The 13,486-nt window shown below is 40.0% G+C and carries 11 protein-coding genes; all 11 read right to left on the bottom strand.

Annotated features, from left to right (window positions below; translation table 11 throughout):
* Window positions 1-218: 218 nt before the first annotated feature.
* The 11 genes from pgmB to J0J35_RS10105 all read right to left on the bottom strand — a co-directional run bounded on the left by pgmB (window position 219) and on the right by J0J35_RS10105 (window position 13,280).
* Complete coding sequence (gene pgmB, locus J0J35_RS10155) at window positions 219-896, bottom strand: beta-phosphoglucomutase (RefSeq protein WP_086582712.1); 678 nt, start codon at window positions 894-896, stop codon at window positions 219-221.
* The gene (locus tag J0J35_RS10150) at window positions 889-2,880 is read right to left on the bottom strand and encodes a glycoside hydrolase family 65 protein (protein ID WP_206916862.1); all 1,992 of its coding nucleotides are present in this window, start codon (window positions 2,878-2,880) and stop codon (window positions 889-891) included. The genes pgmB and J0J35_RS10150 overlap by 8 nt, the downstream gene beginning before the upstream one ends.
* Before the next feature lie 19 nt (window positions 2,881-2,899).
* Window positions 2,900-3,745 (bottom strand): carbohydrate ABC transporter permease, encoded by an 846-nt coding sequence (locus J0J35_RS10145; protein ID WP_019292894.1) that lies wholly within the window; start codon window positions 3,743-3,745, stop codon window positions 2,900-2,902.
* Complete coding sequence (locus J0J35_RS10140; protein ID WP_019292895.1) at window positions 3,732-4,646, bottom strand: carbohydrate ABC transporter permease; 915 nt, start codon at window positions 4,644-4,646, stop codon at window positions 3,732-3,734. Before J0J35_RS10140 ends, J0J35_RS10145 begins: the two co-directional genes overlap by 14 nt.
* An 83-nt stretch (window positions 4,647-4,729) precedes the next feature.
* The gene (locus J0J35_RS10135; protein WP_206916861.1) at window positions 4,730-5,989 is read right to left on the bottom strand and encodes an ABC transporter substrate-binding protein; all 1,260 of its coding nucleotides are present in this window, start codon (window positions 5,987-5,989) and stop codon (window positions 4,730-4,732) included.
* A gap of 39 nt (window positions 5,990-6,028) precedes the next feature.
* The gene (locus J0J35_RS10130; protein WP_206916859.1) at window positions 6,029-8,329 is read right to left on the bottom strand and encodes a glycoside hydrolase family 65 protein; all 2,301 of its coding nucleotides are present in this window, start codon (window positions 8,327-8,329) and stop codon (window positions 6,029-6,031) included.
* A gap of 49 nt (window positions 8,330-8,378) precedes the next feature.
* Window positions 8,379-8,630, bottom strand: a complete 252-nt coding sequence (locus J0J35_RS10125) for a hypothetical protein (RefSeq protein ID WP_019292898.1) — start codon at window positions 8,628-8,630, stop codon at window positions 8,379-8,381.
* The gene (locus J0J35_RS10120) at window positions 8,620-9,012 is read right to left on the bottom strand and encodes an RDD family protein (RefSeq protein ID WP_019292899.1); all 393 of its coding nucleotides are present in this window, start codon (window positions 9,010-9,012) and stop codon (window positions 8,620-8,622) included. The genes J0J35_RS10125 and J0J35_RS10120 overlap by 11 nt, the downstream gene beginning before the upstream one ends.
* 113 nt (window positions 9,013-9,125) lie before the next feature.
* Window positions 9,126-10,109 (bottom strand): LacI family DNA-binding transcriptional regulator, encoded by a 984-nt coding sequence (locus tag J0J35_RS10115; RefSeq protein WP_019335950.1) that lies wholly within the window; start codon window positions 10,107-10,109, stop codon window positions 9,126-9,128.
* A 137-nt stretch (window positions 10,110-10,246) separates the two neighbouring features.
* Window positions 10,247-11,383, bottom strand: coding sequence for an ABC transporter ATP-binding protein (locus J0J35_RS10110; RefSeq protein ID WP_061413723.1), 1,137 nt, complete (start codon window positions 11,381-11,383; stop codon window positions 10,247-10,249).
* 142 nt (window positions 11,384-11,525) lie between these two features.
* On the bottom strand, window positions 11,526-13,280 hold the full coding sequence (locus tag J0J35_RS10105; protein ID WP_165720049.1) for a hypothetical protein: 1,755 nt from the start codon (window positions 13,278-13,280) through the stop codon (window positions 11,526-11,528).
* Window positions 13,281-13,486 lie beyond the last annotated feature (206 nt).

The following is a 13,486-nucleotide window of genomic DNA, read 5'->3' as shown; positions in this document are numbered from 1 at the left end:
GTGTCATTTGTTTTTTCTGTGGAAATATTCCTGAAAATCCAAGAGCTCTTACGCTTAAATTTTTGACTACTTCTATTTTAGCACTTTTAATTATAGGCTCCATGAGTGATGAGTGTCAAACACTTTTGACAAAAAGAGTGTTCACTGTAAGTAAACCACAACTTTCCTAGCCTCATTTTCATAGGTAAAAGCCAACACATAATAATAAAAAGGTACTTTTAATAAGCACCTTTATTTTTCTCCCAAATTTCTGTCAAATAATTTAAAGTTAGGCAGTCCGTCTGAGGCACTAAAGTAATGTCGGAGCCCAAGTCTTCCGCACACCCTACTCCAACAGGTAAACTTCCCGCAGCTTTAATAGCTGTAATTCCTGCCTGTGCATCTTCAATTCCAATGGCTTCTTCTGGAGAAATACCAACTCCTGCTGCTGCCGCTTGGAAAATATCTGGTGCTGGTTTTGAGGCTGCAACCTTTTCTGGATTTGCTATAAAATCAAAATAAGGGGTTAATGCCATACGCTCCAAAAGTATCGGACCATTTTTAGAAGCTGAAGCCAAAGCAATTTTAATATCACAGTCCTTTAATTCTTGCAGCAACTCTAAAATCCCTGGATAAACGTCTGCTGGACTGACTTTTTGAATCATCTGTAAATAATTGTCATTTTTCCGTTTTGTTAGTGTGGCAAATTCTTCCATAGAAAAATCATTTTCTCGGTTTCCTAAAGATAATATTTTCCTCAAAGAATCCTCTCGTGAAACGCCTTTGAGTTGCTCATTAAATGTACGATCGACTCCCTCAATTCCTAGTTCCTCTGCTAAAATTCGCCACGCCTGATAATGGTATTCTGCGGTATCTGCAATCACCCCGTCAAGATCAAATAAAACTGCTTTAAACATGCTCAATTTCTCCAATTTCAAATATTTTAGTTTGTCCTTTGAACTTAATCTTAAATCTAAGCCCTTTTATCTCCTTCGGGAGATTATTTTTGACAGCAAAACCATCAGCTGTGAGATGTAAACCTGCAAAGCCGTAAATTAACCCTAGCCAAGAGCCTCCCATATTGGCCGCGTGAATGCCATGGCTGGCATTCCCTTGCAGGTCAGTCAGGTCCATTGTAGCCGCATCTTTAAAGAATTCATAAGCTAAATCATGACGTCCTAAATGGCTCGCGACAACACCATAAACCGCACGTGACAAGCTACTGTCATGGGTGGTCATTGGTTCATAATAATCAAAGTCCCGCCCCATTTGTTCACGCTTTGTTTCATCGGCGAAAATCATATGCCCAAGTAAAGTATCCGCTTGCTTTAAAACCTGATGTTTATAAATTTTCATGGGATGATAATTAAGCAGTAAGGGATAATTCTCTGAAGGTGTATCTTCAAAATGCCAGACTTCTTTCGTCAAGAAAGATTCATCTTGCGGCGTAATACCAGCTTCATTGACAGGTACAAAATACATTTTCTGAGCCGCTTCATCCCATAATTTACACTTCTCATCTTTATCACCAAATTGCTGAGCAAGTTCGGCAGCGTATTTCAAGTTTTGTTGGGCCATTTTATTCGTATAGTAATTATTATTAACCAAAGCTGTATACTCATCTGGTCCAGTGACTTCGTGAATCTCAAAACCTCGTTTTGAAAAGAAACCGTAAGATAACCAAAAATTGGCCGTTTCATAAATAACTGATTTGGCTGTTTCCATAAAGGCATCATCACCTGTGACTTTATGATAAAGTCTAAAAGCATGTGCAATGTCTGCATTGATATGAACTTGTCCTGTGCCTGCTGGAAAGTAGGCTGAGGTTTCTTGGCCTGAAATTGTCCGCCAAGGATATAAAGCACCTTTAAAATCAAGCTCTGCTGCTCGCGCTTGTGCGACAGGTAAAATATGTATACGATAGGTTAGGAGTTGCTTAGCCAGTTCTGGCTGCGTGTGAATAAAGAAAGGTAATAAGTACATTTCAGTATCCCAGAAATAATGTCCTTCGTATCCCTCACCTGTCAGACCTTTCGCTCCAAAGTTCGTCTTTCCATCTCGACCAGCAGAGTTGAACAGATGAAAAAGATTTACCCGAATACCTTTTTGCAGCACATCATCCCCGTTGATTTCGATATCGGAACTCTCCCAGAAGGCCTTAAAAATATCAATTTGTTGCTTTTTCAATGCTTCATAAGAATGTGTCTCAAAATGATTGGCCTTCGATATTTGGTAAAGCTGTGTCAGGCTAACATCCTGACCTTCTCTCAAATCAATTGTCCCTTCAAAAGCATCGAACTTAACATAAATTTTCAACTGACTATTTAAAGTTTGGTAGCAATTTCCTTCTTGGTGCATTTGTGTGCTGGCTTCACGCGCCCGTGGGTCAAATGCTTTCTCAGCTTGCGGCTGAATTAACCGTGCCTTTCTCGTAATCTTAGCTTGACCAGAGAAATTCAGTGCTGATATTGTCCAGTATTGGGCATACACTTGCCGATCTGCATGACTTGCAAAGGATTCTAAACTCAGCATAATTTGTTTCCCTGAAACTGTTTCATAAACAAACTTTTCATGAAGTAAACCTGTTTGCATATCTAGACAGCGCTCTTGATTTTTTAAGACTTCAAGCACTTCACCATCTATTTCGATATCGATTCGTCGTAAATCAAACAGTTTTATCATTGTTTCATGATATTTCGCATAACCATAAGCATTTTCTCCATAAATAATTTCATGTTTTTCATAAAATCCATTTACAAATACACCCGGCGTAGCTTGTGCTTTGGCTATTGGCTCACTGGCACGTATCCCCATAAAACCATTAGCTTGGGCAAAGAGAGTTTCAATATTTCCTGAAGAATGGTTGCCTATGTCCTCAAGTCGTAATTCAAAATTTTTCATTATTTATTCATCCTCGTTTTTATTTCTCTCCATCCATACGTACACCTTGTAAGAAGTAACGGTTAAAGATGATGTAGAGAACGATGATAGGTAAGATCGTGAGGATTGAAGCTGCCATCACGCGGTTCCACATCTGTCCTCCTTGGTCAGCTGATTGCAACATTTGAAGACCTACAGTCAGCGTAAATTTACTCTGTGTTTTCAAATAAAGCATGGGCGAGAGGAAATTATTCCAAAAGCCCATGAAGACGAAAACACCCTGTGTTGCAATGGATGGTTTAGCCAAGGGCATCACAATACGAAAGAAGGTTCCTACCCGTGATAAGCCATCAATACGTGCGGCTTCCTCAACGTCCTTAGGGAAATTTAAGAAAAATTGACGCATCATAAAAATATTTGAAATGTTGATTGCCATAGGTAAAATCAATGCAGCAAAGGAATCCATCATGCCCAAGTTTTGGATAATCAAATAGTTGGGGATGAGAAGAACCTGAGTGGGAACCATCATCATCGCTAAAATGCCATAATAAATGCGTTGACGTCCAGGAAACTGGAGACGAGCTAAGGCATAACCAGCCATTGTATTTAAGAAAATATTCACAGTTGTACCAATGACAGAAATAATAATAGAGTTCATCAACCACTGTGGGAAAAGAGAGCCTGAAACAGGATCAAAGAGATAGCGGTATTGTTCCAAGGTAAAGTTATCAGACCAGAGCGATAAATTTCCTGATGTAATTTCGGCTAAGGGTTTAAATGATGCTGCTACTGCCCACATGAAAGGATAGAAAGTGACAAAAGCATAGATGATCAGGATAGTATAAAGTAAGATTTTCAAGGCTTTTTGCTTTTTAGTTTTTCTCATGCCCATTTCCTCCATTCAATTTTTCAGCAATGCGTGAGACTACGAAGATGATTATCGCAAGCATAATCGCAATGACCGCTGCATACCCCATTTGATTTTGTTGACCAAAAGCATATTGGAAAATCAAGAGACTGACTGTCAAGGTTGAATTTTCAGGTCCTCCCGTTCCTCCAGAAAAGATATAGGCTTGGTCAAACATTTGGAATGTCCCAATAATACCTGTGAGCAAAACAAAGGTTGTAATCGGACGCAAATAAGGAATCGTGATATAACGCAATTTTTGAAAAGCATTCGCCCCATCGATTTCAGCTGCTTCATACATGGCATCTGGTAAATCAACCAACGAAGCAAGGTAGATGGTCATAAAGTAAGGCACAGTAGACCAAATATTCATCACCATAATTACTTTCAACGTCCAGTCTGTATCATTGATAAAGTTAATCGGTCCATCAATCAAATGGATACTTTCAAGAAAGCCATTGATTGGGCCATTAAGGTTAAAGACAAACATGAAAATCAATGTCAAAGCGGCACTTGAAGTCAAAGTGGGTAAGAAATAAATGAGTCGAAACATTTTCTTAGCTTTAATCCCCTTGGAAGCTAAAATGTAAGCAATGACTAAGGCGATAATCGTTTGCACAGGCACAACAACAAGAGCAAAGAAACCCGTATTTTGCAAGGCACGAAGTAGCTGCTTGTCTTGAAATAAATTTTGATAATTTCTAAATCCATTCCACTCGTAAGTATGCATGATGAGATTAACATCATTGAAGGATAAATATACAGCGAAAAGAATCGCTAAAACAAAGAAGACTAAAATGATTAACAATGCAGGTGTGATGAATCCATAGCCTTGAATCATTTCTGAAATCTGGCTCTTGGTACGTTTTTGTTTTTCCATAGTTTTTCCTCCAGTCAGTAACTCTTATGAAAGTACCAGAACTCTGATACTCTCAAATTTTTTACTGACTGTCCAAATATTAATTAATTTCCAATTTTACTGTTGGCTTCTTTATCTGCTTTTTCCATTGCTGCTTTTAAATCATCTGCAGTTGCACCTTGTTTAAAAGCTGTTGGTATAAAGTTTCCAAAAGCATTCTGAACGGTTGTTAAGTTAGTACCGGACTGCCATGATGTCGCAAATTTAATCGAATCTTGATGAACTTGCAAGCGCGGATTTTCTTTCAAGAATGCTGATCCTTCAGCTACATCTGGACGAGTTGCTAAGGTACCCACACCATTTGTCCATGTTGTCATTCCTTCCTTACCGGTTACAAACTTAATCCATTTATCTGCTAAGTCTTTTGATTTAGTATTCTTATACTCGCCCCACCCGACAGTAAATTGCATGGTCATCGGCTTCCCTTGATATGTCAGGTTAGGGATGGTATCAAAGTTCAAGTCTTTATATTCATCCAAATAAACCTTATAATTCCAGTTTCCGGTCAGAGTCATTGCAAATTTTCCTGTCGCAAAGCCTGCACCTTCATCGCCAGCACCAACCTGTTGTGGTGTTGCTGCTGCACCCGCATTAAACAAGTCAACAATCGTTTTAAGACCTGCTATCGAATCTGGATTAGCCAGATCAGACTTACCCTCCTCCGTAATTGGTGACGTTCCTCTTGCCATTTGGAACGGCCATGTACGTGCCAAATCAGCATTTTGGTTAATCAGATAAACCTTGCCTTTGCCATATGCTGCATCAATCTTAGCCTGAGCTTCAGGTGCCCATTTGACCAGTTCTTCATAGGATTTTGGAATGCTGGCTTGATCAATCCTTGCTTTTTCAAAAATGTCTTTATTAATATAAATTGCCAGTGTAGAAACATCTTTTGCTGCAGCATAAGGCTTTCCATCTGCTTCAAAAGCACTTGAAATCGTTGGATAGAAATCCTCTTGATTAATAACGTCTGACAGATCATTCAACACACCTTGCTCCTGTAAGTAGGGAAAGAACGCCGAGTCAATATAGAAAACATCCGGTGCTGTACCGCCCGACAGATCTGTTGGTAACTGTGTGGTGATATCTGTATAAACTTTAGGGACAACATCCACATCATTTTCTTCTTCAAATTGTTTAATCATTTTATCAAGGGTTGCATTTTCGGTATCAGACCCTTTCCAATAACCAATAGTTAGCTTTTTACCATCTTCTGCAGAGGACGTTCCCTGACCACAAGCCGCCAATGTTAAAGCAGCCAAGGCTGCTGTGCCGAAAATTGTTACTTTTTTCCAATTTTTCATTTGAAAAACTCCTTTATTTTAGAGGCAGAAATGCCCAATTTATAGCGTAATTGTTAATGTGTCTTCAAGATTCATGATTTGATCTTTATGGATAAATTGTAGAGCAGGACCTTCTGCTTTTGTCAGAACCATTTTTCCTTTACCAATTTCAACAGAAATGGCTTGTCCTTGGTAGTCGAAACCATACGATAAATGAGACCAAGCTTGAGGTAGATTGGGTTCAATGCGGAGCTTACCTTCAATCATACGTACGCCACCATAACCAAATACCACCATTTGCCATATTCCTCCTAAAGATGCCGCATGAATGCCAGGATCAGAAGATTTCATGTATTCTCCCATATCAATATTCATAGCTTGCTTAAAAAAGTCATAGGATTGATCGAGCTTACCTAAGTCTGCAGATAAAATAGCGTGCGTCGAGAGCGACAGTGAGCTATCGTGTGTCGTTTTTGGCTCATAGTAATCAAAGTTTTTAAGTTTTAATTCCTTTTCAAACAATCCTTCAAACAACAGCATGAGTAACAATACGTCAGCTTGTTTCGTCACTTGGAAACCATTTACTTGGTGCAAATTATAGTCATGGAAGAGGCCATCAACGCCATCTGCTGATTTATACTTGGTCAAATCAAGTTCAGGCTTGCTTAAATAGCTATCATCTTGCGGAATAATGCCAGCATTTGTAGGTTGAGGCAAGAAAATTTTATCAACCTTCGCTTTAAGATCAGCCTGTAGCGCCTCTAAGTTAAATTTCTCATCTAATCTAGCGTACACTTCTGGTTTTTTAGCTTTCAAATGTTCAATCAAATCAATAACATAAGAAATGTTCCAGTGTGCCGTGTAGTTCGTATAAGCATTATTGTTAATTTCTTCTTTATATTCATCGGGTCCCATAACATTTGTAATGACATATTGAGCACTAGAGGTATCAAATTCTAATCTGGAAGCCCAGAATTTAGCAGTATCTACTAATATTTCATAAGCTTTTTCATTTGCGAAAGCTTGATTTCCTGTGACATCGAGATATTGTTTTACCCCAAAAGCTACATCCGAGGTGATATGTTGTTCAATAAAGCCAGACAAGATTTTCATTGCCTTTCCTGTTACGATATCCGCTGCTCCCCAGACCGGTGTCACCTCACCATCTGTAGGCCAAGCGGCTTCCCAAGGATACTGCGCACCTTCATAGCCATTGTCAATGGCCTTCTTGTGTGCACCAGCTAATCCTAAATAACGGTAAGTCAACAATTTCTCGGCAATTTCTGGATGCGTAAAAGTAAAATAAGGCAACATGAAAACTTCTGTATCCCAAAAGGTATGGCCTTTATAACCTTGGCCAGATAAGCCTTTAGCTCCGATATTCATTCTCTCATCGTGGGCAGGTACCATGCTATGTAAATGATATTTAGCAAAACGAATCGCCAGTTGGTCACGTGGATCTTCAGATTTTATCTTTATAGGATGCTTTTGCCAGATCTCCGCCCAAGCCTGAGTAGATTCAGCAAGCAGCTCTTCAAAACTTTGACTTTCCAAGTCCTGAAGTTCACTTACTGCCACATGGCGCATGTTTTGAATACTGGAATCGTTGATATCATTATCAATACTGGTATAAACAGAAGCACGCTTTTCTAAGGTGACCTGCTCATTTTCTGCAAGTTTAAAATCAAAGTTCATAGAGAAACTGCGCCGCCCAATTTCCGGACGGGATGTGGCTTGAACCTTTTTCAACTCATGGCAAACTGAAATAACAAAATCCAGTTTACGGTGTGTGGTTTGTGGACACATTTGTAAAATCTTACCATCAATGAGGCCCTTTTCACCTTCCGTAAAATGCTGACTTCCCTCATTTGAGACTTGGCCATTGATACCTGTTTTAATGCCAATGGAAACAGGAGAACCAAGATTTTCGATATGAACTTGCGCAGCCATAATATGCCGCCGTTTTTTGGAGATAAAACGTTTAAAAGTCATTTTTAGGGACACATCGTCTTTAGACCACCTCACTTCTCGCGTGAGGAGTCCACTTTTTAAGTTAAGCGTTTTTTTGTAAGTTTCAATTTTTCCTGTCAAAGGAGAAAATGACTGACCATTAATTTGAAAATCCATGCCCCAAACATCGGGGACATTTGGCAACTCAGTGACTTCATTTACATCAAAATAGTTGAAGGTTCCTGAAACAAATGTATCTCTGCTTTGACCGATATAAGATTCTTCTTCTGCCGCGCGTGAGCCGATATACCCGTTCCCTAAGCTCATCACACTTTCTGTTTTTCCAAGATAACGGACATCAAATCCTTCTTGACTAATTGTCCAATCTCCATAACTCATTCTTGCGCTCATTTATTTATTACTCCTTATCACTAAAACGTTTTAGTTTTAGTTAAAAAAATTATTTATCAAAATAGTGTTGGTTTCTGAAAATAAGTACGACTGCTCCTAAAAGGATGATACCTAAACTCAGGATAAGAGGAATATGCCATACCGGACTCGTTATTAAAAACGCAATCGTATAAACTATATAAGCTCTTAAATAGTACTTCGGATCATAATTTTCACGATAATACCATGCAATAGCATAGCTTACCAATACTGTCATGACCAAGGGTGAAAGTAAAGACCAAGTGGATAAGTTATCTACCATCTATAATTACCTTTCCTTTCCCGAGCCAGTCGTGCAAAAATTGACCTCTTAAACCATAGGTGACAAGACTCACACCAATAAAGAACCAACCAGCGAGTGGTATTAAATATAAAATCTTAATTCCCTCCCTTTGTGCGACATCTGCTAAATTTTTTGAAAAAGCTTCTACACGTAGCTTGGCAAAATATTTACCAATGGTTTTGCCCTCAAAACTCGCCACTGCTAGAGCATTGTAAGCAATGAAGAGAAAAGCTGCTATAAGTTGATTAAAACTCCCCAGCCTTGGAAATAAGCTACTGCTTATCAGTAAGACTGGTAAATAGACAACGATGAGGTCAATCATACTGGCTAAAAGACGTTGAATCATTAGTAAGAATTTCATTTCAATCTCCTAAAACGTTTTAGCTAGTTATAGTATAATGTAATCGTTATCATTTGTCAAGTGCTTCTGATATTTTTTTTACTTTTATTTTATATCACAAAAAAGTGCACTCACTAAAATCGTGCACTTTCTCTCACAATAATTTCATATGGAATCAGTCGTTTTCGTACGCGTCCTTCTTCTATCTGCTCAATCACATCCGAAACGGCATTTTTTGTAATTTCACTAATATTCTGTCTTACCGTACTTAAAGTTGGGGTAATGTATGAGGCCAAAGTGATGTCATCAAAACCCACAACAGCAATCTCATTTATCATCTGGCGTTGAATTAATGCTTTAATAATCCCAATTGCCATCAAATCACTGGCTGCATAAATAGCGTCAAATTGTGCCACATCAGGATATTCCCGAATTAAATCAAATGCTTTTTGTTCTTGATAATCAGCATAAAGAACATGTGGCTCACATTGCCCTAAGCCTTTTCGATATCCGGCTTCACGTGTTTGCGAAACGACTGCTTCTTTAGAGCCATTTACAAAAAGAATCTTCTTATAGCCCGCATGAATTAAGCGCTCTGTCACTTCAATCGAAGCCCCATAGTTGTCGACAGCTACCGATCCGATATTCAAATCATCCAGGGCCAGATCGATTCCTACGATTGGCAAGGATAAGCCCGACAATTCTTCATAATAAGGATCTGATGTCCGTAAGCCTTGGATGATGATTCCTGAAAGATCATATTCTCGAGCCAGCTGCAAGAGCGACTTTTTTTCCTGCTTTTTACGGTCTGTTGGAATAAACATAAATTCATAATCGGTTTGGTCAACACTATCAATGACTCCACCTAATATTTCGAGAGGCATCGCAACACCGCGTGTTACATTTATTTCATTCAAAACGAGGGCAATGATTTTCTTTTTTTTGGTGGATAAGTGTCGCGCTGCACTATTAGGGGTGTACTCTAGTTTCTCAGCCGCAGCAAAAACTTTTTTCTGAGTTTCTTCACTGATGTCCTCGTAGCCATTAAAGACACGAGAAACAGCACTAATGGACACACCTGCAGCTTTTGCCACATCTTTAATAGTTATTTTTTTCATCTTTCTCCTCGTACAAACTGTTTTCATCATAGCATTTTTCATCCGTACTATCAAGAACTAAAACGTTTTTTTATTTGACAAGAAAAATGCCTATCTCTAGGCATTCTAAGCTTTTACTTCTTGTAAATAAATTTGATTTAACCTTCCTTAATACGTACTTCGGTATCTTTATCAAAGAAATGTGCTTTATTAAGATTAAGTGTGACAGTGATTTTTTCGCCAGGCTGACGGAAGTCTCTTGCTTCTACACGAGACACGAGTTCTGCATCTCCTGCCTTCAGATAGAGCATTGTTTCAGCACCCAAAAGTTCTGAGACAGTGACTTCAGCTTCAATTTGTGCTTCAGGATAAGCTTCCTCTGCAAGAATTGAGGCTGAGATATCTTCTGGACGTATCCCCATGATGACTTCTTTTGAAGAATAACCTTTTTCTTTAAGGAGCTTGTGTTGGCCTTCTGGAAGCGTTAAGCTGATGCCTTCACCGATGAGTTTGTTGCCTTCAATTTTGAGATTTAAGAAGTTCATCGCTGGGCTACCGATGAAGCCAGCAACGAATTTTGTCGCTGGTTCATTATAAAGTTCTTGAGGTGTGCCGATCTGCTCAATGCGTCCGACAGTACCTGATTTGTCCGCGTTCGGTGTTGAACTCATAATGACAATACGATCTGCGAGAGTCATCGCTTCAGTTTGGTCGTGAGTGACATAAATGGTTGTAGCTCCAATGCGACGGTGAATTTTAGCGATTTCTGTACGCATAGAAACACGAAGCTTGGCATCCAAGTTTGACAAAGGCTCATCCATAAGGAAAACTTTAGCATCACGTACAATGGCACGTCCCATAGCTACACGTTGACGTTGTCCACCAGACATATCGGCAGGTTTACGATCAAGTAGATCAGTCAGTCCAAGAATCTTCGCTGCATTTTCTACACGTTGCTTGATATCATCTTTTTTATGCTTACGCAGTTTAAGTCCAAAAGCCATATTGTCAAAAACCGTCATATGAGGATATAGGGCATAGTTTTGGAAAACCATGGCTATATCACGATCTTTAGGTGCAACGTCATTCATCAGTTTACCATCGATAGTAAATTCGCCTTCTGTAATATCTTCTAGACCTGCAATCATACGCAAAGTTGTTGATTTCCCACAACCTGATGGTCCAACAAAGACGATAAATTCTTTATCTTTGACATCTAAATTAAAATCTTCCACCGAATATTGTGTAGCATTCGGATATTTTTTATAAACCTTGTCTAATTTAAGTGTTGTCATTGCTTCTCCTTCATCTTGTTGTATTTAAACTATCTTCATTCTAATGCAAACGCTTCCTTTAAACAATATCTAAGATGCACAAAAAAACTGTACAAAATGCACAGCTTTATTTCTTTGTTATGAGGCTCAAACTATTAATCTTTCAGCGCATTTTTACAACCCCAGCTTGAACGATAAGAGCAGGGCGCACACCACCGGTAGTCCCCGATTCGGCACGTGGGCCAGGCAAAAGGGCTCCCAAAGGAATGCCATCCTCGGTGGTCTCCCTATGTATCCCCCAAGCCGTAGGCCCAAGCTCATGCCAAGGGTGCCATTGGGGTACATTTTCAGCACCTGTACGTGTAAACCACCACTCCCCATCACCAGCTACACGATTTTGCCAAGTTCGGAATGGTACATTTCCACCCCCTCCTGGACTCTGTGCTGAAAAGTATAGCACATCCGCCATAGATAAGGCAAAGGCTTGCGGTATTCCCTGTGGATTAACACGCGTCAAATCTTGGGCTACCGGACCCTCAAGATTACGCGGAGCCCAACCTTCAATCCCTCCCCATTCAATATAATTCGGAGCCACAGTCACTGGTACATCATCTCGTGCAGGTATGACTACTGGCTGAACACGTTCTTTAAAGTCAAGATTTAGCCCTGCATACCAACTCGCTAATGCCGTAGGTTGCTCATTCCATGAAGGGCCTTTAATTGTGCGATTACGGATAATCATATGTTCATGGTCTCCTACTTCTCCAAGATAGAGGAATTGCTCCCCCGCTGTTGTGAAGCGATTACCTGGTCTTAATGAGGGTAAGAGGCTATCAAGTTCAGAGTCAGGAATGTTTGCATCAGGATCCAAAACTTCTCCCCCTCTGATAAGATGAAGGAAGTCTCCTAATACATCACTAAACCCAATGTATGCTGGTTCATCCTGAAAACGTGGTATATCAGGGCTTAGAGTATTCGCCTGTTCCATAGGTGGCGGCATACCAATCAACTCACTCTTCACATGCACACCATAATAATAAGAACCTTGAAAGTTATGGACGACCTCTGTCATATGAGAGGCATCTAGGAGATAAGATGTAGCTTCCCCTGCTTGAAGGGCTCGTGCATAGTAGGCCCATCCGTTCGCTTCATCCATCACCCAGTAATTGCCAAGTAAATCATCACCATCAGAGTTTCCCTCCCGAAAAGCAGTGTAACGTTCATTCCACTGATGGAGTGTTATCGGTGCCCGGTCTTGATACAGGTTTTGCGCTGTTTCACGCGTGATGGTTTGTCCCGGCCATTGGCCAGTGTTAGTATAAGTATCACCTTGACTCCAGAAATTAGCAGTACCGGCTCCGGGATGCGTCGCTCTTTGATAGAGTTCTCCATCCTCTCCTCGGTAGCTCAGGTCACGGGCGTGTCCTGCTGCTGCGGTGATAGGGCTATTATATGCTGTATTAAAAGTTGGTAAGTACCATGGTGGGCTGACGTCTCCACGGCTATAACCAAATGTTAGGTTAGATAGCTCATTAAAGGCAGCTGAAAGACTGTCATTTCTACGCTGTGAAACATCGGTTGCTTCTGGAATGTAGGTCGTCCAGCTGTCTAAATCTTCACGTTCTCCAGATATTATCGGTTGCCAAACATCACTTCCACGCTCTTGAAACTCCCCGAACTCAGAAAGTTGAAGCCTTACAAGGATAGGTTTTTGACCAAAGTTTTCGACAAAGACATCTTTATTTTCATCACCATCAAAATAGTCATGTACACGTCCGCCAACGTCAGCACGGTTTTCGAATTCTCGGTCATTGATGGCTTGTTGGTTGAATGCTGTAAAGGCGAATGTGCCTCCGATTAAACCAAGAATGGCTAAGAGCGCAATATTCCGCAGTTTACGTTTCTTTTCTGGGCTCATCTGTGACTCACCCCCTTAAGACATAGGAAACTTAGAACACAGAAAATTCTGCTCTGCTCTGCTCTGCTCTGCTCTGCTCTGCTCTGCTCTGCTCTGCTAAAGGATTATACAACATAGGTGCTCCTTCTTCAAGTTTTTTGTTAACTTCAAGTAATTTATTTTACATTTATTTAACTATATTGTAATATTTTTCTTATTCATTTCAA

The sequence above is a fragment of the Lactococcus sp. LG606 genome, assembly GCF_017309645.1.
Lineage (GTDB): Bacteria > Bacillota > Bacilli > Lactobacillales > Streptococcaceae > Lactococcus > Lactococcus petauri.
Note: the sequence above shows the minus strand (reverse complement) of the source record. Positions and strands in the feature narration are given on the sequence as shown.